The sequence below is a fragment of the Acidovorax radicis N35 genome (assembly GCF_000204195.1).
GTDB lineage: Bacteria > Pseudomonadota > Gammaproteobacteria > Burkholderiales > Burkholderiaceae_C > Acidovorax > Acidovorax radicis.
The window spans coordinates 201,265-225,385 of the sequence record NZ_AFBG01000019.1; the positions used below are offsets into that span (position 1 = coordinate 201,265).

At 66.2% G+C, this 24,121-nt stretch carries 24 protein-coding genes; 2 read left to right on the forward strand and 22 right to left on the reverse strand.

The annotated features are described in order from the left end of the window. Positions 1-102: 102 nt before the first annotated feature. The 7 genes from ARADN35_RS0110715 to ARADN35_RS0110745 form a co-directional block, all read right to left on the reverse strand. Positions 103-327: a hypothetical protein gene (locus ARADN35_RS0110715; protein WP_010461911.1), complete on the reverse strand. Its 225-nt coding sequence runs from the start codon at positions 325-327 to the stop codon at positions 103-105. A 36-nt stretch (positions 328-363) separates the two neighbouring features. Next, positions 364-1,248 (reverse strand): DUF429 domain-containing protein, encoded by an 885-nt coding sequence (locus ARADN35_RS0110720; protein WP_010461913.1) that lies wholly within the window; start codon positions 1,246-1,248, stop codon positions 364-366. After that, entirely contained in the window at positions 1,245-2,126 is an 882-nt protein-coding gene (locus ARADN35_RS0110725; RefSeq protein WP_010461915.1) for a DMT family transporter, read from the reverse strand. Before ARADN35_RS0110725 ends, ARADN35_RS0110720 begins: the two co-directional genes overlap by 4 nt. Before the next feature lie 246 nt (positions 2,127-2,372). Beyond that, positions 2,373-2,795, reverse strand: coding sequence for a BLUF domain-containing protein (locus ARADN35_RS0110730; RefSeq protein ID WP_010461918.1), 423 nt, complete (start codon positions 2,793-2,795; stop codon positions 2,373-2,375). Between the two features lie 3 nt (positions 2,796-2,798). Further along, positions 2,799-3,527, reverse strand: a complete 729-nt coding sequence (folE, locus tag ARADN35_RS0110735) for a GTP cyclohydrolase I (RefSeq protein ID WP_010461920.1) — start codon at positions 3,525-3,527, stop codon at positions 2,799-2,801. A 246-nt stretch (positions 3,528-3,773) separates the two neighbouring features. Then, on the reverse strand, positions 3,774-5,012 hold the full coding sequence (gene clsB / locus ARADN35_RS0110740) for a cardiolipin synthase ClsB (protein ID WP_010461922.1): 1,239 nt from the start codon (positions 5,010-5,012) through the stop codon (positions 3,774-3,776). A gap of 142 nt (positions 5,013-5,154) precedes the next feature. Further along, a complete protein-coding gene (locus tag ARADN35_RS0110745) occupies positions 5,155-5,892 on the reverse strand; it encodes an endonuclease/exonuclease/phosphatase family protein (RefSeq protein WP_010461924.1) in 738 nt (245 codons plus the stop codon). A gap of 120 nt (positions 5,893-6,012) precedes the next feature. Here ARADN35_RS0110745 and ARADN35_RS0110750 point away from each other — a divergent pair, with 120 nt between their 5' ends. After that, complete coding sequence (locus ARADN35_RS0110750; RefSeq protein ID WP_010461926.1) at positions 6,013-7,764, forward strand: tetratricopeptide repeat-containing response regulator; 1,752 nt, start codon at positions 6,013-6,015, stop codon at positions 7,762-7,764. Positions 7,765-7,798: 34 nt separating this feature from the next. On the opposite strand, the gene ARADN35_RS0110755 is transcribed toward ARADN35_RS0110750, so the two are convergent. The 6 genes from ARADN35_RS0110755 to ARADN35_RS0110780 are packed head-to-tail and all read right to left on the reverse strand — an operon-like array spanning position 7,799 to position 13,860. Further along, positions 7,799-8,647, reverse strand: coding sequence for an aldolase/citrate lyase family protein (locus tag ARADN35_RS0110755; RefSeq protein ID WP_029413886.1), 849 nt, complete (start codon positions 8,645-8,647; stop codon positions 7,799-7,801). A gap of 10 nt (positions 8,648-8,657) precedes the next feature. Continuing rightward, positions 8,658-9,473 (reverse strand): 2-oxo-hept-4-ene-1,7-dioate hydratase, encoded by an 816-nt coding sequence (gene hpaH / locus ARADN35_RS0110760; protein WP_010461930.1) that lies wholly within the window; start codon positions 9,471-9,473, stop codon positions 8,658-8,660. Positions 9,474-9,483: 10 nt separating this feature from the next. Further along, on the reverse strand, positions 9,484-10,494 hold the full coding sequence (locus ARADN35_RS0110765) for a Bug family tripartite tricarboxylate transporter substrate binding protein (RefSeq protein ID WP_010461932.1): 1,011 nt from the start codon (positions 10,492-10,494) through the stop codon (positions 9,484-9,486). 26 nt (positions 10,495-10,520) lie between these two features. Continuing rightward, positions 10,521-11,465, reverse strand: a complete 945-nt coding sequence (locus tag ARADN35_RS0110770) for a fumarylacetoacetate hydrolase family protein (RefSeq protein WP_010461934.1) — start codon at positions 11,463-11,465, stop codon at positions 10,521-10,523. Next, positions 11,462-12,361 (reverse strand): DODA-type extradiol aromatic ring-opening family dioxygenase, encoded by a 900-nt coding sequence (locus ARADN35_RS0110775; RefSeq protein ID WP_010461936.1) that lies wholly within the window; start codon positions 12,359-12,361, stop codon positions 11,462-11,464. Before ARADN35_RS0110775 ends, ARADN35_RS0110770 begins: the two co-directional genes overlap by 4 nt. 23 nt (positions 12,362-12,384) lie before the next feature. Next, a complete protein-coding gene (locus ARADN35_RS0110780; RefSeq protein WP_010461938.1) occupies positions 12,385-13,860 on the reverse strand; it encodes an aldehyde dehydrogenase family protein in 1,476 nt (491 codons plus the stop codon). Between the two features lie 155 nt (positions 13,861-14,015). Between ARADN35_RS0110780 and ARADN35_RS0110785 the strand changes: the two genes are divergently transcribed. After that, positions 14,016-14,921 (forward strand): LysR family transcriptional regulator, encoded by a 906-nt coding sequence (locus tag ARADN35_RS0110785; protein ID WP_010461939.1) that lies wholly within the window; start codon positions 14,016-14,018, stop codon positions 14,919-14,921. Between the two features lie 48 nt (positions 14,922-14,969). On the opposite strand, the gene nudB is transcribed toward ARADN35_RS0110785, so the two are convergent. From nudB to ARADN35_RS0110830, 9 genes are all read right to left on the reverse strand, one after another. Continuing rightward, the gene (nudB, locus tag ARADN35_RS0110790) at positions 14,970-15,434 is read right to left on the reverse strand and encodes a dihydroneopterin triphosphate diphosphatase (protein ID WP_010461940.1); all 465 of its coding nucleotides are present in this window, start codon (positions 15,432-15,434) and stop codon (positions 14,970-14,972) included. Positions 15,435-15,441: 7 nt separating this feature from the next. Continuing rightward, entirely contained in the window at positions 15,442-16,260 is an 819-nt protein-coding gene (locus tag ARADN35_RS0110795) for a CsgG/HfaB family protein (RefSeq protein WP_010461941.1), read from the reverse strand. Positions 16,261-16,406: 146 nt separating this feature from the next. Further along, positions 16,407-18,209: an aspartate--tRNA ligase gene (gene aspS / locus ARADN35_RS0110800; protein ID WP_010461942.1), complete on the reverse strand. Its 1,803-nt coding sequence runs from the start codon at positions 18,207-18,209 to the stop codon at positions 16,407-16,409. Positions 18,210-18,250: 41 nt separating this feature from the next. Continuing rightward, on the reverse strand, positions 18,251-18,874 hold the full coding sequence (locus ARADN35_RS0110805; RefSeq protein ID WP_010461944.1) for a DUF502 domain-containing protein: 624 nt from the start codon (positions 18,872-18,874) through the stop codon (positions 18,251-18,253). A 9-nt stretch (positions 18,875-18,883) separates the two neighbouring features. After that, positions 18,884-19,228 carry an FmdB family zinc ribbon protein gene (locus ARADN35_RS0110810; protein WP_010461946.1) on the reverse strand — a complete coding sequence of 115 codons (345 nt, stop codon included), beginning with the start codon at positions 19,226-19,228 and terminating at the stop codon, positions 18,884-18,886. Between the two features lie 63 nt (positions 19,229-19,291). Then, on the reverse strand, positions 19,292-20,737 hold the full coding sequence (locus tag ARADN35_RS0110815; RefSeq protein WP_010461947.1) for a high affinity choline transporter 1: 1,446 nt from the start codon (positions 20,735-20,737) through the stop codon (positions 19,292-19,294). Positions 20,738-20,834: 97 nt separating this feature from the next. Next, positions 20,835-22,400, reverse strand: a complete 1,566-nt coding sequence (ubiB, locus tag ARADN35_RS0110820) for a ubiquinone biosynthesis regulatory protein kinase UbiB (RefSeq protein ID WP_010461949.1) — start codon at positions 22,398-22,400, stop codon at positions 20,835-20,837. Then, positions 22,397-23,008, reverse strand: a complete 612-nt coding sequence (locus tag ARADN35_RS0110825; RefSeq protein WP_010461951.1) for a hypothetical protein — start codon at positions 23,006-23,008, stop codon at positions 22,397-22,399. The genes ubiB and ARADN35_RS0110825 overlap by 4 nt, the downstream gene beginning before the upstream one ends. A gap of 54 nt (positions 23,009-23,062) precedes the next feature. Next, complete coding sequence (locus tag ARADN35_RS0110830; protein WP_029413889.1) at positions 23,063-24,091, reverse strand: Tim44 domain-containing protein; 1,029 nt, start codon at positions 24,089-24,091, stop codon at positions 23,063-23,065. Between the last annotated feature and the right edge of the window lie 30 nt (positions 24,092-24,121).

Sequence of the window (24,121 nt, forward strand, 5' to 3'; positions counted from 1 at the left end):
AGACTTTTTGCTTGCTAGCGCTTATGTACAAAGCGCTTATAGCTATGATTTTTATAACAACCGAACGCAGGCAGACAGGCACGTGGTGCCGGGCGCTCTCTGCTACCGCATGGGCACGATGAGCACTTTGCGGCGCGGCCGGCAGCCGGGACCGTCGTAGGCGGCGCTGTCGCGCTGCCAGCCCTGGCCGGGGGAGGTTTGTGCACAGACCCGCGCACCGTCCACCGTGCTGCGCCAGTAGTACCAGGGCGCGGGGGCGGCCTGCACCAGCGGCGTCAGCGGGGTCAGCAGGGCCAGGGCGAACAGGAAACGGGAAACAACGGGCATGGCGGTGGGGGAAACATCCAGCGTGTCCCGGCCATGCTACGCACCGTGTGCCGGGCCGATGCCTTGAAAAGCGGGGGCATTGGCCGTCACGATCCAGCCCTCCAGCGGGTCCAGCCCCGGTGGCAGGCCATACAGCGCGTCGCCGCCCTCGGCATGGCGCCGCTCGGCCCAGGCAGCTTGCACCAGGCACAACACGGCATCCAGGCTGTCGCCGCTGGCGTCGTCCACGAGGGCATCGCGCTGGGCGTGGCTGAGCGCCAGGCGCAGGCCCAAGCGCGTCTGGCCGATCTCCAGCGCGTTCACCAGGTCCTTGCGGGCGATAAGTCGCTCGGGGGTCTGCTTGGCACGGTCATCGCTCTTGTAGCTGCGCCGCTGCAGCACCTCACGCGCCAACAGACCGGGGTAGGCCTCCAGCCCCACGCGGCGGGGGTCGCCATCGTGCAGGCCCGGCACATGCACACCGGCGTCCAGCAGCAATGGCACACCCGCGTGCAGCATGTACGCCACGGGCGGGTTCACCCATTTCATCGAGGGGCTGGAGCCTGCGGGGCCGTCGGTGCCGCGGTGGGAAAATTTGCCACCCACCGGGCGGGCATCGCAGAACGCTGCGAACTGGTCGCGGATCTGCGCGCGGCTGAGGCTGCGGTAGTGTTGCATGCACGCCAGCCAGTCGGTGGGCCAACCCAACGCCTGCACCAGCTCGCGCGGCAGGCCAAAAGGCAGGTCAAAGCCGCCCACCCAGTCGCCGGGCTGAGACAGCCATCGGCCGAACGCGGCCAGGGTATCGAACCGCTCCAGCGCAGCGAGCTGTACGCGTGCGCCCCGGCGTTGGCCCAGAGCCAGCACGATGGGTTTGCGCCGCGTGGGGCTGCTGGAGAAGTCGCAGCCCAGCAGCAGGGTTTGTGGTGCGGCGGCCGTCATCCCAAGGCCAACGCCGTGACGCCTGCCGCAATGCACAGCGCGCCAAAAATGCGCGCCATGCGGTCACCCTCGCCCAGCAGGTGCCCGCCGATGAGGGCGGCAAACAGCATGGACACCTCGCGCGCCGGGGCCACGTGCGACAAGGGTGCCTGCTGCATGGCATACAGCACCAGCACATAGGCCACGGGGCTGACCACCGCCACGGCCAGCGCAAAACGCCACTGCGCCAGCCACAGCGTGCGGGCCGTGGGCAGGTCGCGCAGCACCACCGGCGCCAGCAGGCCCACACGCACAAAGTTGCCCATGTAGTCCACCAGAATGGGCGACATCAGCAGAAACTTGACCGCATAGCCGTCGACCACCGTGTAGCTGGCAATGAAGGCCCCCGTGAGCAGGCCGTACAACATGCCTTTGTGCACCCGCGCCCGTGCGGCAGGGTCGTGCGCGGCGCGCAGCAGGCCCGGGCCGCCCGCAATCAGGAACACGCCCCCCACCACGCCCACGATGCCCAAGGCACCCAGCGCCGAGATCTGCTCACCCAGCAGCGTGATGGCCACCAGCGACGACAACAGCGGCCCCGAGCCGCGCGCCAGCGGGTAGACCACGGTGAGGTCCGCCACACGGTAGCCGCGCAGCAGGATGACGAAGTACGCCACATGCAGCAGCCCGCTGGCGGCGACAAAACCCCACTCCACCGCGCCCCACTGCGGCACGGCGTCGCGCCCCAGGTACCAGCCCAGCGGCGCCCAGACGACCATCATGATCACCGAGGTGAAGAACGCAAACCGCGAGTCCCCCCCGGCCTTCTTGGCCACGATGTTCCAGCACGCGTGGATGAGGCCGGCGAGGATGATGAGGGCGAAGGCGGCGAAGGTCACGGGTCAGAAAGAGAGAGGGCTTGAATGCAAAAAGCCGCAGCGCCATGGCGACTGCGGCTTGATGTGGCCTAGAGAGTTTATCGATTCAAGGGCTGCGCACCGCCCACAACGCCCTCAACTGGCGCGGCCCAGACAAGCGGCCACCGTGCAAGGGCCGCCCCGCCGCACCGGTGGCGTCCCCCTGCCCGCACCGCGCAGCGGTGCGAGAGCGGGGGGAAGGCGCGCAGCGCCTCAGGGGGGTGATCTCTAAGCTCTTCCGATGATGGAGGCGGTTGCCATCAACTCTTCCAGCAACGCAAACGACACCTTGCCCGAGACCGCATACGGGTCCAGCTCGGGCTTTTCGGAATACTTGAGCAGGATCGAATGGTTGATCTTGGACAGGTTGACCTGCCCCATCGTCCAGCCGCCAAAGCGGCGCTCGGCGATTTCCTCGTAGTGCAGCAGTTCCACGTTCTTGTGGCGCGGATCCTTCTGGATGTGGCCATACAGGTCGCTCACGGCGGAGCGGCCACCCTCGATGGCTTGCAGGAAGACCCCGCCGCCGTAACAAAGCACGCCCGTGATGCCGCAGCCCGGATTGTGCTGGCGCGACTGGGTCAGGATGGCCTCAATGGCGGCGGGCGAGGTATCGACAGCGCGGCTGGCGTAAAGCAGGCGTACCAACATGGGTTAGTTCCTTCCCGGGATGAGTGACAAAAATTCGCGACGCAGGGCGCTGTCCTTGAGGAACACGCCGCGCATCACCGAGTTGATCATCTTGCTGTCCATTTCACGCACACCGCGCCAGGACATGCAGAAGTGGCTCGCCTCCATCACGATGGCCAGGCCGTCGGGCTGGGTCTTTTCCATGATCAGGTCCGCCAGCTGCACCACGGCTTCTTCCTGGATCTGGGGCCGGCCCATGACCCAGTCGACCAGGCGCGCGTACTTGGACAGTCCAATCACGTTGGTGTGCTCGTTGGGCATCACGCCGATCCAGATCTTGCCGATGACCGGGCAGAAATGGTGGCTGCAGGCACTGCGCACGGTGATGGGGCCGACGATCATGAGCTCATTCAAGTGCTCGGCGTTGGGGAATTCGGTAATCGGCGGCTGCGCCACGTAGCGGCCCTTGAACACCTCGTTGAGGTACATCTTGGCCACGCGGCGCGCGGTGTTGTTGGTGTTGTGGTCGCCCTCGGTGTTGATCACCATGCTGTCGAGCACACCCTGCATCTTGACCTCGACCTCATCGAGCAGCTTCTCCAGCTCACCGGGCTCGATGAACTCTGCAATGTTGTCGTTGGCATGAAAGCGCTTGCGGGCAGCGGCAAGGCGCTCGCGAATCTTCACGGAGACGGGCGTGCCTTCATCATCCGGCGGGGTGGGCGTCATATCGGCGGCGGGTTGGCTGGACATGGCCAGAATCGTAACAGCGAATGCCAGGGCATGGATTCCAAGGGTTTTAGGCCCCTAGCGCTTGTTGGACAAGCGCAAATAGCTACCAAAATAATAGCAAACAATCCTGCAGGATTCCGTCATCCCTGGCACGAATCCGTCCCCCCGACGCAGGCAACCGGCGCCCCACTCAGCCAGTGCCGCCGTGGAACCGGCTTCGCCCGGTGGCGTCCCCTGGTGGTTGCGGGCTGCGGGTCAGAGGGGTCTTCAATACCGGTTTCCAGTGACCCACAGCGCCAGCCGCATGAGGCCGAAGGCGATGCGATCCAGGACGCGCTGGCGCAGGGGGCGGTTCGCGTAACGCGCCGGGTCCATGCGCCGGCCAGCATGCTGCATGGCGTGCACCAGGCGCTGGCGCAGGTCGGTGGCAAAGGCGGCGTCTTCCACCACCACGTTGGCCTCGCGCGCCAGCAGCAGGCTCAGGGGATCCAGGTTGGACGAGCCCACGGTGGCCCAGGGGTTTTCGCCCAACGCGTCGATGACCGCCACCTTGGCGTGCAGGAAGCTGGGCGCGTATTCGTGGATCTCCACTCCGGCCTCCAGCAGCGCGCCATACACCGGCCGCGCCGCGTGGTACTGCATGAAGTACTCGTAGCGCCCCTGCAGCAGCAAGCGCACGCGCACGCCCCGGCGCGCGGCCATCACCAACGCGCGGCGCAGCTTGCCGCCGGGCATGAAGTAGGCGTTGGCGATGATGACTTCGTGCCGTGCCGCGCCGATGGCCCGGCGGTAGGCTTTCTCGATCCGGCTGCGGTTGCGCACGTTGTCGCGCAGCACCAGCGCGGCCCGCATGGGCGGGCCTGCCTCCGCAGTCCGCACGGCATGCCGGGCCGCGCTGGCGGCGCGCAGGGCCTGCAGGGCTTCGGGCAGGCGGCGCTGGCGCGCGTCGCGCACTGCCTGCATGCGCCACCACAGCTGGTCCATGGTTTCGCTGGCCGGCGCGACCAGGCTGCCGGTGGCCTGCACGGCAAAGTCAAAGCGCGGCGCATCCAGCGTGCCGTAGTTGGGGTCGTGAAAGTCGTCCAGCACATTGATGCCGCCGCAGAACAGCATGCATCCATCCACCACGCACAGCTTGCGGTGCAGCCGGCGCCACCGGTGGGGCAACAGCAGGCCCAACGGCCCCAAGGGGGAATACACGCGGTACTGCACGCCCGAGGCCTGCAAGCGTTCTGCCCAGCTGTGCGGCAAGGTGCCAGTGCCCACCCCATCCACCACCAACTGGGTGCGCACGCCGCGCTCGGCGGCCCGCATCAGCGCCTCGGCCACCGCCGCGCCGGCACCGGTGAAATCAAAAATGTAGGTTTCAAACTGGATGTCCGACAGCGCCGCATCCATGGCCTCGATCAGGGCGGGAAACAGCTCCTCGGCCCCTTGCAGCAGTCGCACCCGGTGGTCGTCCGAAAACTCAGCCCTGTGAGCCCGGAACAGCGACTTCTTGCTCATCGCGCCCATCCACCGTGCAGCGCACCGCCAGCGAATGTGGAAACGGGCGCGCACAAGGCCAGTGCCACCGTGGAACTGGCCTTGCCAGGCCACGGGTGGCGTCCCCCCGCGGGGGAAGGCGCGAAGCGACTCAGGGGGGCGTTCAAAGCCTGAACTCCGCAATCAGCGGCAAATGGTCCGACATGCGCCACCAAATGCGGCCGCGCGGCACGTGCAGCGACAAGGGCGTGAGGCCACGCACATACACATGGTCCAACTGGGCCAGCGGCAGCCGCGCGGGATACGTGAAGGCACGGGGCGCATCAAACTCATGCAACGCAAAACCGGCCAGCATGCGCTTGATCTGCAAGCCCCAGTCGTTGAAATCGCCGGCCACCACCAGGGGCGCACCGGGCGGCACCTCGCGTTCGATGAAGCGCTGCAGGCGCTCGATCTGGCGGATGCGGCTGCCCGGGATCAGCCCCAGGTGCACCACGATCACATGGATGCGGCGGCCATGGGCGTCCACCTCCACATGCAGCAGCCCGCGCTGCTCGAAGCGGTGGTCCGAGATGTCCTCGTGCTGGTGGCCGATCACGGGCCAGCGTGACAGCAGGGCGTTGCCGTGCTCGCCATGTTTGGTGATGGCGTTGGTGCGGTACACGGCCTCATAGCCCTCGGGGGCCAGGAACTCGGCCTGGGGCAGCTCGGGCCAGCGCTGAAAATACGCCTGTTCCCGCCGGTGGAGCTTGCGCACTTCCTGCAGGCAGACGATGTCGGCGTCGAGTTGCTCTACCGCCAGCCCCAGGTTGTGGATCTCCAGCCTGCGCGCCGGGCCGATGCCTTGTACGCCTTTGTGGATGTTGTAGGTGGCCACCCGCAGAATGTCGTCGTGTTGCATGGTCTGATTGTGTCGCAAGCCGCACTGGCTGCGGGTTTGTACGACGCTGCCAGGGGCACCAGCGCCTTACACTGGGTTACATCCACTCCCCCGCTCCAGCGGGACCGGTACACACCCTGAATGGCTACCGAGACCGTTCCATCTGCCGCCCCTGCGGTGCTGGCGCTCATTGTCGACAGCAACGCCACCTCACGCAGCATCCTCGTGGGCCAGCTGCGCGAGTACGGCGTGACCCGCATCGTGCAATGCAGCCGTGTGCAGGACGCACGCAACCGGCTGGAGCACACCGTGTTCGACTATGTGTTGTGCGAACAATACTTTGGCGAAGGCGGCTACTCAGGCCAGACCTTGCTGGACGACCTGCGGCGCGCACAGCTCCTGCCGTTTTCCACCGTGTTTTTCATGGTCACGTCCGAGGCTTCGTATGCCGCCGTGGCCGAAGCCGCCGAATCTGCACTCGATGGCTACCTGCTCAAGCCGTTCACGCCCAGCGCGCTGTTCGAGCGCCTGAGCCTGGCACGCCTGCGCAAGATCCATCTGCGCCCAATTTTTGACGCCATCGAGGCCGAAGATTTCGAGCGGGCCGCCCGCCTGTGCGTGGCCCGCTTCGAGTCGCGCCAACCCTATTGGCTGTACGCCGCGCGCATTGGCTCCGAGTTGCTGCTGCGCCTGGGCCGCCACGACGAGGCCCGCACGCTGTTCGAGGCCGTGATCGCCGCCCGCGCCCTGCCCTGGGCCAAACTGGGCGTGGCGCGCGCGCAGATCGAATCGGGCCAGGCGGCACGCGCTGTGACCACCTTGCAGGAGCTGATTGGCGAAGATGCCTCGTTTGCCGATGCCTACGACGTGCTGGGCCGGGCGCAGGTGGAGCTGGGCAATTTCTCGCAGGCCATCGAAACCTACCGGACGGCCAGCGGCCTGACGCCGGATTCGGTGGTGCGCCTGCAGAAGCTGGGAATGATGTCGTACTACATGGGCGACCGCGAAACCGCCACCAAGGTGCTGGCACGGGCCGCCATCCTGGGCATCGACTCCAAGCTGTTTGACTTCCAGTCGCTGGTGCTGCTCACGTTCTCGTACTTTGCCGAGAGCGATCGCAAGGGCATCGAGCGCTGCATGGCCGACTTTGGCCGCATTCTGGAGCGGCACCAGGGTAGCGCCCGCGTGCAGCGCTTTGCCGAGGTGGCGCGCACGCTGCAGCTCATCCAGCAGCGGCAGTTCTCGCAGGCGGTGGAGTCGGTGCGCAGCATGGCACGCGAGATCACGTCCAGCAGCTTTGATTTCGAGGCCGCGTGCAACCTGGGCAGTCTGCTGGCGGTGCTGGCCGTCACGTCGATCGATCTGTCGGACAGCGAGGGTTGGGTGCGTGCGCTCGGCATGCGCTATGCCAACACGCGCGGCCTGACCGAACTGCTGGCCAATGCCTGCAACCTGCACACGCCCTACGGCGACCTGGTGCGCGAGTGCCTGCTCCACATCAACAAAACCGCCGAGGCCGCGATGGCCCAAAGCCTGCACGGAGACCCGACAGGCGCAGTCCATCATCTGCTGGCCCAGGCCGAGAAAACACTCAATTCCAAATTGGTGGACATGTCCCAGCAGGTACTGCTGCGCCACCGGGCACGCATGGCGTCGCCGGAACCGCTGCAGGAAGCCATCGACGCCTTGCGCGCCCGTGTGGGCAGCACCCCGGTGCGCGCCATCCTGGGGCAAGACAGCGAACGGAGGCCCGGCGGCGTGGTCATCCGTTCACGCAACGCGGCCGAGACGGGCCCCGCCACCAGGGCGTTGAGCGATGACGACCCCAGTGAGACTGACAGCTCGGAGCCTGACGATCCGCTGGACAGGCTCAGGCTGCGGCCATTGGGATAGGCACTCCGCCTTCATCGCCTGCCCACTGCCGCTTTCAGTACACGGCTGGCGGCGATGGCGCGGCAACGGACGGACCCAGGCACACCGGCCTGCCATAGCGCGCCGCCAGGTCGCGCGTGGCGGCCACCAGCACGCTCGTGTCCACCCCTACGGCCACGAAGACGGCGCCCAGCTCCAGGTAACGACGTGCGAGCTTTTCATCGGCCATCAGGATGCCGGGCGCCTTGCCTTCGGCCAGCACGCGGCGTATCCCGCTCTCAATGGCCGCCTGCACCTCCGGGTGCCCGGGGTTGCCCACATGGCCCATGCTGGCCGAGAGGTCGGCCGGGCCGAAGAACACACCATCCACGCCCGGCGTGTGTGCAATGGCATCCAGGTTCTCGATCGCCAGGGTGCTCTCGGCCTGCACCAGCAGGCACACCTGGGCATTGGCCTCCTTCAGGTAGCCGGGGTAGCGCATCCACTGCGAGGCGCGCGCCAGGCCCGCGCCCATGCCGCGGATGCCGCCCTGCCCGTCATCCTGCGGATAGCGCATGGCGCGCGCCAGCTGAGCCGCCTGTTCGGGAGTGTCCACCATGGGCACCAGCAGGGTCTGCGCGCCGATGTCCAGGTACTGCTTGATCAGCGCCGTGTCGCCCACCGGCACCCGAGCCACTGGGTGCGGGCCGGAGCCCAGCATGGCGCGGGCGCTGGCGATGCCCTGCAGCTGCTCCAGCATGCGCGGGACGTCGTTGGGCGCATGCTCCCCGTCCAGCAGCAGCCAGTCGAAGCCCGCGCCCGCCACCAGCTCGGCCGCATAGCCGCTGGCCAAGCCGAACCACAGGCCGATCTGCGGCGTGCGCGCGGCCAGGGCCTGCTTGAAGGTGTTCACGGGTGTATGCAAGGCAGTCCTCTCAAACGAAGCGGAAGGCGATATTGCCCAGCGGCCCATAGTCCGCATGGAAGGTGTCGCCCGCAGCCGCCGCCACGGGCCGCGTGAACGAGCCGCCCAGCACCACCTCGCCGGCTGCCAGCCCCTCGCCATAGGGCGCAAGCTTGTTGGCCAGCCAGGCCACACCCGTGGCCGGGTGGTTGAGCACGGCGGCCGCCAAGCCCGACTCCTCGATCACCCCGTTCTTGTAGAGCAGCGCACCGCACCAGCGCAGGTCCACCGCATCGGGCCGCACGGGGCGCCCGCCGGTGACGATGCCGGCGTTGGCCGCGTTGTCCGAGATGGTGTCGAACACCTTGCGCATCACGCCCGTGTGGCGGTCGTGCTGCTCGATGCGCGCGTCGATGATCTCGATGGCGGGCACCACGTACTCGGTGGCGGCCAGCACGTCGAAGATGTTCACCGGGGGGCGCCCCGGCTCGCCGCGCAACGGCTTGTTGAGCACGAAGGCCAGCTCCACTTCCACGCGCGGCAAAATGAAGCGCTGCATGGGGATGTCGCCGCCCTCGGCAAAGAACATGTCGTCCAGCAGGGTGCCGAAGTCCGGCTCGGTGATCTGGCTGGCGACCTGCATGGCGCGCGAGGTCAGGCCGATCTTGTGGCCGCGCACCGTGCGCCCCTCGGCGATCTTCATCGCCACCCAGGCGCGCGAGATGGCATAGCCGTCCTGCACCGTCATGCCGGGGTGGCGCTTGGAGAAATGCTCCACCTGCACGCGGGTCTTCTCGGCCTGGTGCAACTCCCGGGCCAACTGCTGGATCAGTGCGTCGTCAAGCATCTGTGCGTCCTCAGGATTCCGCCGTGAAACCGATGGCCTTCACGATGGGCCCCCATTTGTCGCCATCGGCCTTGAGCAGCGCCGCCAGCTCGGCCGGCGTGGACGAGCGCGCCTCCAGCCCCATCGCGGCCAGCCCGGCGATCACGTCCTTGTCCGCCAGCGCGGTGCGGATGGCGGCATTGGCCTTTTGCACCACATCGGCCGATGCCTTGCCCGGCAGGAAAAAGCCGAACCATTCGTTGTAGGCCATGTCCTTGTAGCCCTGCTCGATCAGCGTGCTGACACCCGGCATGAACTTGTTGCGCGTGGCGCCCGAGGTGGCCAGCACGCGGATCTTGCCGCCCTGAAGGTGCGGCAAAAATTCACCTACCGGCGCCGAGACGGCCGCGATCTGCCCGCCCAGCAGGTCCAGGATGGCCGGCTGCGAGCCGCGAAAGCCCACGTGGCGCATGTCCACCTTGCCCGCGCGGCTGATGAGTTCGCCCACGAAGTGCGGCACCGAGCCCGGTGCGGGCGAGCCGAAGTTGGCGCCCGTGGGGTTGGCCTTGCACCACTCCAGGAACTCGGGCACGGTCTTCACCGAGGCCGGCACCTGCGGGCCCACGGCAAAGCCCATGTCGAACACCACGCCCAGCGAGACGGGGGTCACGTCGGCCACCGGGTCGTAGGGCAGCTTCTTGTAGGTGTGGGGGTAGATGCCCAGCATGGACATGGGCGTGGCCAGCAGCGTGGCGCCGTCGGCCGGGGCGGCCTTGAGCGTGGTGATGGCGATCTGCCCGCCCGCACCGGTCTTGTTCTCCACCACGGCCGATTTGGCGTAGCCGCCCGTGATCTGGGTGGCCACGCGGCGCGCCAGGGTGTCCACGGTGCCACCGGCGGCAAAGCCGGCCAGGATCTTCACGGTGTCGATGGCCTGGGCCTGGGCCTGGGCCTGGGCCATGAAGGGCAGCGTGCCTGCGGCGCCGGCCAGGGCCAGCTGCAGGATGTCGCGGCGGGAAGGGGTGGGCGAGGATTTCGTCATGCGTTGTCTCCGGGTCTCGTTGTGGGTTATTTCTTGGCCGCCTGCCGGTAGTTGGCCTTGAGGTGCTCGGGCACGCGCTCGTCGAAGCCGCAGGCCACGCGCCGCACCTCGGGGCTGTCGGTGGGCTGGTGGCCTACGCCCAGCGCCGAGGCACGCGGTGCGGCTATGGCGACCACCGTGCCCGCCAGGCGGCCCAGGCCGGTGATCTCGCACTCCACCAGGTCACCCGGGTCCACCGAGCGCGAGTGGCAGGGCGTGCCCATCAGGATCACGTCGCCCGGCACCAGGGTGATGTGGCGCGCAATGTCGGCCACCACGTAGTGCGGGCCCCAGATGGTCTCGTCGCCAATGTGCGCCTCCTGCACCACCAGGCCGTTGCGGTAGGTGCGCAGCGTCTGTTCGAACAGGTTCACGCCGCGCACGATGCCCGGGCCGATGGGCAGCAGCGTGTCCGCGCCCTTCACGCGCAGCATGCTGCCCTGGTCGGTGTCGCGGTAGTTCTGCAGACCCATGTCGAGTGCGGGGCAAAAGCCCTCGATGTAGTCCCAGGCTTCATCGGGCAGCACGTTGCGGCAAGTCTTGCCGATGACCACGGCGTACTCGCCCTCGTAGTTGAGGTACTGGCTGTCGGCGGGCTTGTGGATCTCGCAGCCATGGCCGTTGACCGAGGTCGGTGGCTTGGTGAAATAGGTGGGCGTCTCGGTCGGCTTGGGCTGGTTGCGCGTCTCGAAACTGCGCGAGCTGTACGAGATGTGCACCGCGATGACCTTGCTGGGTGAGACGGGCGGCAGGTGCTGCACGCTGGTGGGGTCGAGCACGCGGCCATCGTCCAGGCGCAGCTGCCCCTGTTGTGCGCCCTCTTCCACGATGGTGCCCCAGCAGGCGCTGCCGCCCACCAGCACGCGGCGGCGCTCCACGCGCGGGCCGCGCATCACGGCAGGCAACTCGGTGATCGGGAATTCGAAGTTCATGCCGCCACCTCCGCCTTGTGGGCCACTTCTTCGCCATCGAACCACATGTGCACGTTGCCCGTGCCGCGGGCGTTCTCGTAGGCCGACAGGGCCACGCCGCGCGCACGACAGTCCGCCCCGCCCATGGCGCCCAGCATCTGCAGGTAGTGGGCGCCGAAGGCCTCCCAGGGCATCTTGCGGTACTCGTCCTGCCAGCGGCCGAGCACCGTGTCGTGCCGGCCCTGCTCCATCAGCGCGATGGCGTCCTTGTCGCTCACGATGTTCTCGGGCCGCGAGACATTGCTCTCGTGGAAGATGCGTGGGTGGTTGGGCTTCCAGTCGATGGGGTTGAACTTGTGGCTCAGTGCACCCGATGCCAGCAGCAGCACGCGCAGGTCGCTACGGCGCACGGCTTCGGCAATCGCTTCGCCCGACTTCAGGAAGTGGCGCCAGTCGCAGTTCTGGCACGAACTCACGGTGACCACCGGCGTGTCGCTGCGCTCCAGGCGCAGCTGCTTGACCAGGTTGATGGTGGCGTACTGCTTGCCCAGGTCGGGGTGGTTGATGACGCGGTTGTAGCCGCCCTGCTCGCGGGACGCAGCCTCGATGGCCAGTGCCAGATCGGGGTGGCCCCGGTAGTCGTAGGGCACGCCATGCAGGTACCAGGGCATCTCGTCCGAGATGTAGGTGCCCTGGTAGCGCGCGGCGCCGTCCACCAGGTGGTAGCCGGTGGTGAACCAGTGCGAGTCGAAGATGATGGCCACATCGGGCCGGGCTTTCTCGATGCGCTCGCGCAGGCGCGCGTAGCCGGGGATCAGGTCCGAGTCGGCCCCCGCCCCCTGCAGCACGCGAAACTCTTCGCACTGCATCAGGCCGGGGTGGTGCGAGACGATGGCGGCGCCAACGATGCTTCCCATGGTGTGTGTCTCCTGTGAACTTGTTAGCGGTGGCTGAAGCTCGCGCGGAACGGCTTTTTGGGGACGACAACATCCTTGACGTCGCAGAAGAACTCGAAACTCCAGTCCCCGCCCTCGCGGCCCACGCCGCTGCGTTTGATGCCGCCGAAGGGCGCGGCCAGGTCACGGATGCCGAAGCTGTTGACCCAGATGAAGCCGGTGCGCACCTGCTGCGCCACGGCGCTGGCGTGTTCCGCTTGGCCGTAGCAGACGCCACCCAGGCCATAGTCGGTGCCGTTGGCCAGGGCAATGGCCTCCTCGTCGCTGTCGAAGGTTTGCAGCGTGAGCACCGGGCCGAAGACCTCGTTCTGCACGATCTCGCTGTCCTGGCGCACATCGGTGAGCAGCGTGGGCTGGTAATACTGCGCGCCGAAGGGGTGGTGCGCCCCGCCCCAGAGCAGCGTGGCGCCATCGGCCACGGCGCGCTGCACAAAACCGTGCACGCGCTCGACCTGGCGCGGGTGGATGATGGGCCCTACCTCGGTGGCCGCCTCGCGCGGGTCGCCCACGGTGAGCTTTTCGACATAGCCGCGCAGGGCGGCCACGAAGGCATCGTGCACCTTGCGGTGCACCAGAAAACGCGTGCCCGCCAGGCACACCTGGCCGGCGTTGCGGTACATCAGCGCGCCGGTGGCGGCGGCGTTGTCGATGTCGGCGTCTTCCAGCACGATGAAGGCCGACTTGCCGCCCAGCTCCAGGCTGCAAGGCACGAGGTTGGCGCCGGCGGACTGCGCGATCCACTTGGCCGTGGGCACCGAGCCGGTGAACGAGATGCGGGCCAGGCGCGGGTCGCTGACCAGGCGCGCACCGGTGCTAGCGCCCGCGCCCTGCACGATGTTGAACACCCCGGGCGGCAGGCCGGCGGCGTGCGCGCAGTCGGCCAGCAGGCTGCTGGTCAGCGGCGCCCATTCAGGCGGCTTGACGATGACGCAGTTGCCCGCGGCCAGCGCCGGGCCGAGCTTCCAGGTGGCCAGCATCAGCGGCGCGTTCCAGGGCGTGATGATGGCCACCACGCCGGCCGGGTCGTGGCGCACGAGGTGGGTGGCCTGCTCGGTCTCGATGGGCCGGTCCTGCAGGGTCAGCGCATGCTCGGCGAACCAGGTGATGTTGAGCATCGCGCGCGGCACCACGCCGTGCTTCATGCGCGAGAGCAGCACGCCCGCATCGTTGGATTCGAGCGTGCAGAAGGCCTCGGCGCGCTTGCCGATCTCGGCCGCGAAGCGGTCGAGGTAGGGCTTGCGCTCGGCAGCCGTGAGCGCACTCCACGCCGGGAAGGCGCGCGCTGCGGCAGTAACAGCGGCATCCACATGCGCGGGAGAGCCCTCGCTGATGCGGCCCAGCAGCGCCTGGTCGACGGGCGAGTGCAGGTCGAAGCGCAGGTCCGAGGCCACGCGTTGGCCATCGATGTAGTGATGGGGCGATACGGCGATGCCGGCGACATTCAGGGTGTCGGTGCTCAAGGGGATTCTCCAATCAGACAACAGGGCGAGGCTGCCTCGCCCGTTCCGTCGCGAAGTATCTGCAGCGCTTTCCTTGACCACAATCAATGCTTTCTTCCGGATTGTGAAGATGGTCTAATGAATGGAACCACCCCAGCGACCCCACCGCGCCAGCCATGTCTCTGCCCCACTTCACGCCACGCCAACTCGAAGCCTTTGTCACCGTGGCCGAACTGCGCAGCTTCGCGGCCACCGCAGACCGTGTGGCACTCACCCCCTCGGCGGTAAGCCAGCTCGTGAGTGAGCTGGAAGACGCGCTCGGCTTCAAGCTGTTCGAGCGCAGCACACGCCGGGTTGACATCACCAGCGCCGGACGGGAGTTTCTCGCTTCGGCTGAGTCCGTGCTCAAGCACCTGCGCATGGCGCAGATGGCCGCCAGCGATGTGCGCAACCGCGCAGCAGGCATCGTGCGGATTGCCGCACCGCTGGTCGTGGCCAGCGTGATCCTGCCCAAGGCCATCAAGGCCTATGTGCAAAAACGACCCAAGGTGCGCATCCATATCCGCGACGTACCCGTGGAAAAACTCGTCGATGCGGTCGCCAGCGGCGACGCCGATTTGGCCCTGGGCCCGGATCGCGCTTGTGGTGACGATGTCACGCGCATCCAGCTGTTCGAGAGCCCCTGGGTGCTGTGGTGCGCACCCACCCATCCCCTGGCCCACAAGCGCAGCGTGACCTGGGACCAGCTGCACGCCTACCCGCTGGTGGCCGCGGGCCGGGACCACGAACGCAGCGTGGCGCAGATGCACACCGGCCTGCCCAGCGGGCAGCGGGTGACGCCGGTGGAGATCGTGGACAACATCTCCACCGCCATGGGCCTGGCTGCCGCCGATGTGGCCGCTACGCTGGCGCCCGACTATGTGGGCGCACTGGCCAAGCCACTGGGACTGGTGCGCCGCCGCATCTTGTCACCGGAGGTGATGCGCTACGTGTGCCTCTACAGCCCCGCGCGGCGCGCCACCTCGCCCGCGGCGGAAGGTTTTTCAGACCACCTGGTCAAAACCCTCACCAAGAACCCGTGAGCAACGGGTCCGGGTTGCGCGAAGTTGGGTAAAAACACGAAAGTCGCCCTACACAAAGCGGGGAAGCAGTAAGCAGGCCTCGGCATTGGAGGCCGAGAAACAGCGCTCGGCCGCACGCTGCCAAGGCAGCCATTCGAAATCATCGTGTTCGCGCGGACTCAGCACCACGGGCGTGCCTGCAGGCACACACAAGCCAAACACCCGCTCGCGGTTGCGCACAACCCCCGGTGCATAACGGTGCAGCCATTGCGGCCAGATGTCGTAGACATTCTCCAGCGCCCAGTCGGTCAGCACGCAGCCGGTAGCCTGCGCGTCAATGCCGGTTTCCTCAGCCACTTCGCGGCGCGCGGTTTCCTCAAAAGCTTCATCCAGTCGATCCTTGCTGCCGGTGACGGACTGCCAATGCCCGTCCCCGCCTGTGCGGCGGATCAGCAGCACCTCCAGGGCCGGAGTGTGGATGACCACCAGCACCGACTCCGGAAGCTTGTAGGGCCGCTGCTGGGCTGCCGTCATGGCGCCGCTACCCGCCCTTGGAACGCGGGGCAGCCGTGGTGGTGGCAGGAACCGGCGGCGGCAACTCCTTGGCCTGCAGTGCCCTGACCTGCGCCACCAGCTGGTTGTGCGCATCCAGGAATGCTGCGGCGATGACCTTGCCTTCGTTGGTATTGCTCCACCCGGCCCCCGCGGCGCCCCCCAGCTTGCCGAACACAAGCCCACCCACGCCCAGGTCGGTGGTGCGCGCCGCCCCAGTGGCTGCCGCAACCTGCTCAGTCGTTTCGTTGTCGGACAGCAGCAAGGCCGTCTGCGCTTCCTTGAACTTGACCTGCTCCACCAGCCCCGCCAGACCGGCAACGTCTCGCAGTACCGGGATCATGGCGATCACCCCGGCCAGGCCGCGCCCGGCATCTTGCTCACTGAAAGTGAGGCTGGGTGTCAGCGTGTACTGCGCCTCATAGCCCTTGCCCTTGGACACTGTGGAGTTCTTGCGCAGCACGCCAGATTCCTTCAGGTCTTGTTCCTGAATGGTTCCGCGCAGCCCGGCCGAACGGTCCACCACCCGAAAACACCCACTTTGCTGGGCCAGCAGCTTGACCAGGGGCACCGGCGACGCCGGCAACTGGTAGCCCGAGCCCATGGTGTAGCCATTGGGATTCTCGGCCAGCGCCAGCGTGGCCACCGGGGCCTCGCAGCGCAGCAGTTCGCGCGCAGCGTTGTGTGCGCCTGCCGGTCCCGCCGAGCCCGTCACCACGGAGCCGCCCTGGCCCAGTTCGGTTTTTTTCTCGCCGCAACCCGCGAGGGCCAGCAGCACCACACCCATCAGCAAGACAGGGGTTTTCATTGAAAGCATGGAGAGTTTCCTTTCAGCGCTTGCACCCTGGAGTCCAGAGCTCGCCAAGAAAAAAGCGGCGCGGGCCGCCAGGCCCTTGCCGCTTTGTAGTGCGATGCCGCAGGAGTGCATCTGCTGGGTTCGGGGAAAGCCCCGGATCAAGCTGCCTTGACAGCGTCGATGTTGCGCAGGCGGATGTGCAGTTCGCGCAGCTGCTTTTCGTCCACGGGCGAAGGCGCCTGCGTGAGCAGATCCTGGGCGCGCTGGGTCTTGGGGAACGCGATCACGTCACGGATCGACTCTGCGCCGGTCATCAGCGTGATCAGGCGGTCCAGGCCGAAGGCCAGGCCACCGTGTGGAGGCGCACCGTACTGCAGGGCATCGAGCAGGTAGCCGAACTTGGCCTGTGCGTCTTCGGGCGTGATCTTGAGTGCATCGAACACCTTCTTTTGCACATCGGCGCGGTGAATACGCACCGAACCGCCACCCAGCTCCCAGCCGTTGAGCACCATGTCGTAGGCCTTGGCGATGCACTTGCCAGGGTCTGTGTCCATCAGGTCCTCGTGGCCATCCTTCGGCGACGTGAACGGGTGGTGCACGGCGGCCCAGCGGTCGTTCTCTTCGTCATGCTCGAACATCGGGAAGTCCACCACCCACAGCGGCGCCCAGCGGCTTTCGAACAGGCCGTTTTTCTTGCCGAATTCGCTGTGGCCGACCTTCAGGCGCAGCGCGCCGATGGAATCGTTGACGACCTTTTCCTTGTCGGCACCGAAGAACAGCAAGTCACCGTCTTGCGCACCGGTGCGCTTCAGGATCTCGGCGATGGCCGCGTCGTGCAGATTCTTCACGATGGGCGACTGCAGGCCCTCGCGGCCATTGGCCACTTCGTTGACCTTGATCCAGGCCAGACCCTTGGCGCCGTAGATCTTCACGAACTCGGTGTACGCATCGATCTCGCCGCGCGAGATCTGCGAGCCACCGGGCACGCGCAGGGCCACCACACGGCCACCCTTGGTGGTGGCGGGGGCGGAGAAGACCTTGAAGTCCACGTCCTTCATCACTTCGGTCAGCTCGGTGAATTCGAGCTTCACGCGCAGGTCAGGCTTGTCGGAGCCGAAGCGGAAAGCCGCTTCCTGGTACGTCATGATGGGGAATTCGCCCAGGTCGACACCCAACTGCTGCTGGAACACCTCAGCGATCATGCGCTGGAAGATCGCGCGGATTTCTTCCTCACCCAGGAACGAGGTCTCGCAGTCGATCTGCGTGAACTCGGGCTGGCGGTCGGCGCGCAGGTCTTCGTCGCGGAAGCACTTGGTGATCTGGTAGTAGCGGTCGTAGCCAGCCACCATCAGCATCTGCTTGTACAGCTGGGGCGACTGGGGCAGCGCGAAGAACTGGCCGTCGTGCACGCGGCTGGGCACCAGGTAGTCGCGCGCGCCTTCGGGCGTGCTCTTGCCCAGCATGGGCGTCTCGATGTCGATGAAGCCTTCCTTGTCCAGGAAGTTGCGCACCTGGATGGAGGTCTTGTAGCGCAGCATCATGTTGCGCTGCATGTGCGGGCGGCGCAGGTCCATCACGCGGTGCGTGAGGCGCGTGGTTTCCGACAGGTTTTCGTCGTCCATCTGGAACGGAGGCGTGACCGAGGGGTTGAGCACGTTCAGCTCGTGGCACAGCACTTCGATCTGGCCGCTCTTGAGCTTGTCGTTGGTGGTGCCGTCGGGACGGGGGCGCACCAGGCCCACCACCTGCACGCAGAACTCGTTGCGCACGTCTTCGGCGGTCTTGAACATCTCGGCACGGTCCGGGTCGCACACCACCTGCACATAGCCTTCGCGGTCGCGCAGGTCGATGAAGATCACGCCGCCATGGTCGCGGCGGCGGTTCACCCAGCCCGACAGGGTGACGGTTTGGCCCATCAGGGCTTCGGTCACAAGACCGCAATAGTGGGAACGCATGGCCATGGCAGAAACTTCCGGCGCCCGGGGGGCGCATTAAAAGGGATTCACTTACCCGGAGAAATGAGCGTGGGGTCCGCCGGAGCGACCACGCCCATCGAAACGATGTATTTGAGGGCTGAGTCCACGCTCATGTCGAGCTCGACGCAGTCGCTCTTGCGCAGCATCACGAAATAGCCGCCTGTGGGGTTGGGCGTGGTGGGCACATACACACTCACGAACTCGTCACGCAGATAGGCCGCCACCTCGCCGTTGGGCGCCCCGGTGACGAAGGCCACGGTCCAGACACCCTCGCGCGGCCACTGCACCAGCACCGCTTTGCGAAAGGCGTTGCCGCTTTCGGAGAACAGCGTATCGGAGACCTGCTTGACGCTGGAATAGATAGAGCGCACCACGGGGATGCGGTGCACCACCGCATCGCCCCACTGCACCAGCTTGCGGCCGGCGAAGTTGCTGGCGATGGCGCCCACCACCAGCAGGATCAGCAGAGTGAGCACCACACCAAAGCCGGGCACGTGGACGCCCAGCAGCTTGTCGGGATGCCATGCGCCCGGCAGGATTTGCAGGGTCTGGTCCAGGGTGCTCACAATCCAGTTGAGCACCCACGCCGTGATGACTCCCGGCACGATCACCAGAAGACCTGTCAACAGCCATTTGCGCAGGGCAGCCATGAGGGTGACTCAGCTCGCGGAGGGGGTTGAAGAGGCAGAACTGCCGCCAGCGCTTGATGCACCGGCGCTAGGCGCTTCTTTTTTAGGAGCATCACCAGAACTGGCAGGTGCCGCAGCGTCGGCTTTCGGCTCTGCCTTGCTGTCGGTCGCGGGGGCAGAATTGCCGCTGCTGCCACCGCGAAAATCGGTCACGTACCAGCCCGAGCCCTTGAGCTGGAAGCCCGCCGCAGTGACTTGCTTGGAAAATGCCTCCGCACCGCAGGCGGGGCACACCGTCAGGGGCGCGTCGGAGATTTTTTGCAGCACATCCTTGGCATGGCCGCAGGAGCCGCATTTGTAGGCGTAGATAGGCATGTCAGAGTGTTGAGGGAAAGTGCAAAACCCTCAATTATAGGCGGCACGCCCATCTCCACAGCGTTACTCCGTCCCGACCAGCTTGTGATGGGATGCGTGGCTGTTGCGGATGGCCTGCGGGCCCAACGAGCCGATCAGCATGCCCGCCAGCGCCGCGAGCAGGCCTGCCAGCTGCGCGGGGAAGACAACACCGGCAGGCGTTGCCAGGAACAGCAACCAGGTCACCAGCCCCAGCACGATGGCAAATATGGCCCCTTGGGTGGTGGCACGTTTCCAGTAGAGACCAAAAACCAGGGGCACAAAGGCACCCACCAGCGGCACCTGGTAGGCGCCCGACACCAGTTCGTAAATCGACGTGCCCTGCATGTAGATGGCATACGCCAACACGCAGGCGCTGAACACCAGGGTGGTGATGCGCATGGTCCGCAGATGCTGCTTGTCAGAGCTGTGCGGACGGAACTGCCGCCAGATGTTCTCCGTGAAGGTCACGCTGGGCGCCAGCAGCGTGGCCGAGGCCGTGGACTTGAGCGCCGACAGCAGTGCACCAAAAAACAGCACCTGCATCACAAACGGCATCTTCTCCAGCACCAACGTGGGCAGCACCTTTTGCGGATCGTCCTTGAGCAGCGCGGCTGTCTCGGTGGGCATGATGATGAGCGCACTGGCCACCAGGAACATGGGCACGAAGGCGAACAGGATGTAGCAGATGCCGCCAATCACCGGGCCGCGCGTGGCCGCCTGGATGTTGTTGGCCGACATGACACGCTGGAACACGTCCTGCTGCGGGATGGAGCCAAACATCATGGTCACGCCCGCTGCAATGAAGAAAACCACGTCATGGAACTTGGGCTCGGGCAGGAAGCGGAACAACTCGCGGCTGGATGCGAATTCGATGACCTTGCCAGCGCCGCCGGCCATGTTGCCCGCGAACACGGCAATCACAGCCAGCCCCACCACCAGAATGATCATCTGGATGAAGTCCGTCACCGCCACCGACCACATGCCGCCAAACAACGTGTACGCCAGGATGGACACCACACCGATGGTCATGCCCATGGGAATACTGATAGAGCCGCCCGAAAGCAGGTTGAACACCAGGCCCAGCGCAGTGACCTGGGCCGAGACCCAGCCCAGATAGCTGAGCATGATGATGAGCGAGCAGACGACCTCCACCGTGCGGCCGTAGCGCTCCCGGTAGTAATCGCTGATGGTCAGCAGCGTCATGCGGTAAAGCTTGCCCGCAAAGAACAGGCCCACCAGGATCAGGCAGAAGCCGGCGCCGAATGGATCTTCCACGACATTGCCAAGGCCGCCCTCGATGAACTTGGCCGGAATGCCCAGCACCGTTTCCGAACCGAACCACGTGGCAAACGTGGTGGTGATGATCATGTACAGCGGCAGATGCCGCCCGGCGATGGCGAAGTCCGCCGCGTTCTTCACGCGCCGGGCTGCCAGCAGACCGATACCAATCGTGATCAGGAGGTAAACGATAACCAGGGTCAACAGCACGGCGCGCTCCTCTCTCTTTGTCTCAATTTATCTGGTGTGAAGAAATGAAATCTGTCAGTTTGGCGTTCCTGCTCAAGAACGCAGGGTCGGCAGACTTCTAAAACAGCCGGATTCTGACCAGCAGTTGCATGACCAGCAATCCCAGCACAAACCCGACCCCAGCAAAAATGATGCCTTGCAACAGGCGATTGGTGCGTTTTTGCGCATCCAGCAGTTCGCGCAGAGCGTGCTGGTGGTCGGCCGGGCGCTGCCGCAGCGCGTCATACAGCAGGCGTGGCAGCTCGGGGATCAGCTTGGCATAGTGGGGAGCCTCCGCCCGCAGCTCACGCCACAGGCGCTGCGGCCCCATCTGCTCCAGCATCCACTTCTCCAGGAACGGCTTGGCCGTGCTCCACAGGTCGAGCTCCGGATCCAGCTCGCGGCCCAGGCCTTCGATGTTGAGCAGTGTCTTTTGCAGCAGTACCAGCTGCGGCTGGATCTCCACATGAAAGCGCCGTGAGGTCTGGAACAGGCGCATCAGCACCATGCCGAGCGAGATTTCCTTCAACGGCCGGTCGAAGTACGGTTCGCACACGGCGCGGATGGCCGATTCGAGGTCGTTCACCCGCGTTTCGGGCGGCACCCAGCCGCTTTCGATGTGCAGCTCGGCCACGCGCTTGTAGTCGCGCCGGAAGAACGCCACGAAGTTCTGTGCCAGATACTCTTTGTCAGACTCGGTGAGCGTGCCCACGATGCCGAAGTCCAGCGAGATATAGCGCCCGAAGGTGGCGGGGTCCAGGCTCACCTGGATGTTGCCGGGGTGCATGTCGGCATGAAAGAAGCCGTCGCGGAACACCTGGGTGAAGAAGATGGTGACACCGTCGCGCGCCAGCTTGGGGATGTCCACGCCCGCGTCGCGCAAGCGGTCCATCTGGCTGATGGGCACACCGTTCATGCGCTGCATCACCATGACCTCCGGGTGGCAGAAGTCCCACAGGATCTCCGGGATCAGCACCAGGTCCAGCCCCTGCATGTTGCGGCGCAGTTGGGCGGCGTTGGCAGCCTCGCGTACCAGGTCCAGCTCGTCGTGCAGGTAGTTGTCAAACTCGGCGACCACTTCGCGGGGCTTGAGGCGCTTGCCATCGGCTGACAGGTTCTCCACCCACCCGGCCATCATGCGCATGAGGCCCAGGTCTTTCTCGATCACGGGCAGCATGCCCGGGCGCAGCACCTTGACCGCCACCTCGCGCTCGATGCCGTTGCGGTCGCGCAGCGTGGCGAAATGCACCTGTGCAATCGACGCGCTGGCCACCGGCACGCGTTCAAAGGAAGTGAAGACTTCATCCACCGGGCGGCGGAATGCCCGCTCGATGGTGGCCATCGCAATTTCCGGATCGAACGGGGGCACGCGGTCCTGCAGCCGGGCCAGCTCGTCGGCCACATCTGGTGGAAGGAGGTCGCGGCGCGTCGAAAGCACCTGGCCGAACTTGACGAAGATGGGCCCCAGGCGCTCCAGCGCCAGGCGCAGCCGCTGGCCGCGTGGTGCATCCAGGTTGCGCCCGAACGACAGGACCCGTGATGCCGAGCGCAGCCAGGGTTTCTGGAAGCTGTCCAGCACCATGGCATCCAGGCCGTACCGGAACACCACCCAAAGGATGGCGCCCCCCCGGAGGAACTGCTTCATGCCCCCGCCCGCTCGGATCCGCCGTTCGGCGCAGCTGGCGTGGCAGGCTCGGGGGGCACGGGCACCAAGGCCGACGACGAGGGTGCCACGCGTGCGCCCACGAACTGGCGCAGCGCCTGCGCGGCGCGGCGCGCAACCTGCGCCACGGTATGGGCAGGGGCGTCGCCCATCACGCGTGCGAGGTCTTCCTCGACATCCCAACGCACATGGTCGACCAGCCAGTTGATCTCGGCGGCCAACTGCACATCGCCTTCGATGCGGATGGAGGGCTTGTCACCCCGCAGCGCGGTCTGGGCCAGCGCGATGGGAGAGGTCTCGGTCACTTCCAGCCGCAGATCGGCCACGGCGGCCTCCGGCGCGAGATTGAACAGCCCGGCCGGTGTGATGGCCAGAGCCATCGAATAGGCGCGCCACTGTACGCGGGCGATGCGGCCCTTCTGGCGCACCAGGCGGTCCATCGCTTCTTTTTCCTGCATCAGCACGTGGTTGAGGAACAGCACGATCCGCTGCTGCATCTCGTGCACGAGCCATTGGGGGGGCTGGGGGCCGGCGGCCACGCGCTCAAAGAGGCCGTCCAGAAACGAAAAAGGGGACTGTGGTGTTGCCATAGTCCCCGATTATTCCCTGAACTGGGATAGCCCCACTGCGGGGCATTTCCTTTATTACTGCAGGGCCTGCACACCCGCCACCAGCCAGCCGCTGCTGCCGGCCTTGGGTTTGGTCATGTTCCAGACCTCACGGAAGGGGCTCGGGCCGGCCGAAGGCTCTTCGCGGATCATGCCGGAGAACTCGACGCTGGCCATGTAGCCATCACCCAGGTCTTCAATGCCCAGCAACTGGGCTTCGATCATGACCACATCGGTGTGGTTGGGCTGCACGCCACGGTGGTCTTCGCGCTCTGTCAGCTGGGTGCGGATCTCGCCCAACATGCTGTCGGTCATCATGGACCGCAGCGTGTTGATGTCCGAACGGTCCCAGGCGGCTTGCAGAGTGACGAAATTGCGCTTGGCAGCAGACAGGAAGCCCTCGGTATCAAAGCCTTCCGGAATGCCCCAGTTCTGGGAACCCGACAGGCCCGAGCCAATGACCACACCCGTGCCCACCCCGCCCTGCGCAGCTCGCGAGGCGTCGAACGCCATGCTGCTGCGCTCCCAGGGGCGCGCCGAGGCGTCGTTGCCCACGTTGTTCGGGCTGTACTGTGGAGGCACCTGCGCGGCGGCAGGCGTTGCAGCACCCGCCCCCTGGAAAGCGAACGGAGCACCGCCGGCAGCAGCACCGCCATTGCCGCCACCACCACTGCGTGCACGCATCACCATCTTGAAGATGGCAAACGCGGCCAGCGCCAGCAGCGCGATCATCAGAATATTGCCGAACCCTGCGCCCAGCCCCAGGGAGTGGGCCAGCCACGCCAGGCCCAGACCGGCGGCCAGGCCACCCAGCATCGCACCCCAAGGCTTCTTGGCCGCTGCGGCCGCAGGAGCTGCCGCACCCGCAGCGGCGGGCTTGGCAGCCGCATTGGTAGCGCTCTGGGCCGGAGCACCTGGCGTCGCGGGCGGCGTTGCCGACTCGCGTTGCGTTACGTTGTTCGACTGCTGACCCGTCGATTTTCCACCACCCAGTCGCCGGGCGTCGGCATCGGCGTGCGCAAACGCCAGCATCGCGACCAACACCACAGACCACAGTTTCATCATGACTTCTCCGTCTCCGTTAATGACCAAGCG

Excerpts from the sequence above, each read along its gene's own strand:
- ARADN35_RS0110715 (WP_010461911.1), bottom strand. The coding sequence starts at position 327 with ATGCCCGTTGTTTCCCGTTTCCTGTTCGCCCTGGCCCTGCTGACCCCG.
- ARADN35_RS0110720 (WP_010461913.1), bottom strand. The coding sequence starts at position 1,248 with ATGACGGCCGCCGCACCACAAACCCTGCTGCTGGGCTGCGACTTCTCC.
- ARADN35_RS0110730 (WP_010461918.1), bottom strand. The coding sequence starts at position 2,795 with ATGTTGGTACGCCTGCTTTACGCCAGCCGCGCTGTCGATACCTCGCCC.
- folE (WP_010461920.1), bottom strand. The coding sequence starts at position 3,527 with ATGTCCAGCCAACCCGCCGCCGATATGACGCCCACCCCGCCGGATGAT.
- clsB (WP_010461922.1), bottom strand. The coding sequence starts at position 5,012 with ATGAGCAAGAAGTCGCTGTTCCGGGCTCACAGGGCTGAGTTTTCGGAC.
- ARADN35_RS0110745 (WP_010461924.1), bottom strand. The coding sequence starts at position 5,892 with ATGCAACACGACGACATTCTGCGGGTGGCCACCTACAACATCCACAAA.
- ARADN35_RS0110750 (WP_010461926.1), top strand. The coding sequence starts at position 6,013 with ATGGCTACCGAGACCGTTCCATCTGCCGCCCCTGCGGTGCTGGCGCTC.
- hpaH (WP_010461930.1), bottom strand. The coding sequence starts at position 9,473 with ATGCTTGACGACGCACTGATCCAGCAGTTGGCCCGGGAGTTGCACCAG.
- ARADN35_RS0110765 (WP_010461932.1), bottom strand. The coding sequence starts at position 10,494 with ATGACGAAATCCTCGCCCACCCCTTCCCGCCGCGACATCCTGCAGCTG.
- ARADN35_RS0110770 (WP_010461934.1), bottom strand. The coding sequence starts at position 11,465 with ATGAACTTCGAATTCCCGATCACCGAGTTGCCTGCCGTGATGCGCGGC.
- ARADN35_RS0110775 (WP_010461936.1), bottom strand. The coding sequence starts at position 12,361 with ATGGGAAGCATCGTTGGCGCCGCCATCGTCTCGCACCACCCCGGCCTG.
- ARADN35_RS0110785 (WP_010461939.1), top strand. The coding sequence starts at position 14,016 with ATGTCTCTGCCCCACTTCACGCCACGCCAACTCGAAGCCTTTGTCACC.
- nudB (WP_010461940.1), bottom strand. The coding sequence starts at position 15,434 with ATGACGGCAGCCCAGCAGCGGCCCTACAAGCTTCCGGAGTCGGTGCTG.
- ARADN35_RS0110795 (WP_010461941.1), bottom strand. The coding sequence starts at position 16,260 with ATGAAAACCCCTGTCTTGCTGATGGGTGTGGTGCTGCTGGCCCTCGCG.
- aspS (WP_010461942.1), bottom strand. The coding sequence starts at position 18,209 with ATGGCCATGCGTTCCCACTATTGCGGTCTTGTGACCGAAGCCCTGATG.
- ARADN35_RS0110805 (WP_010461944.1), bottom strand. The coding sequence starts at position 18,874 with ATGGCTGCCCTGCGCAAATGGCTGTTGACAGGTCTTCTGGTGATCGTG.
- ARADN35_RS0110810 (WP_010461946.1), bottom strand. The coding sequence starts at position 19,228 with ATGCCTATCTACGCCTACAAATGCGGCTCCTGCGGCCATGCCAAGGAT.
- ubiB (WP_010461949.1), bottom strand. The coding sequence starts at position 22,400 with ATGAAGCAGTTCCTCCGGGGGGGCGCCATCCTTTGGGTGGTGTTCCGG.
- ARADN35_RS0110825 (WP_010461951.1), bottom strand. The coding sequence starts at position 23,008 with ATGGCAACACCACAGTCCCCTTTTTCGTTTCTGGACGGCCTCTTTGAG.
- ARADN35_RS0110830 (WP_029413889.1), bottom strand. The coding sequence starts at position 24,091 with ATGATGAAACTGTGGTCTGTGGTGTTGGTCGCGATGCTGGCGTTTGCG.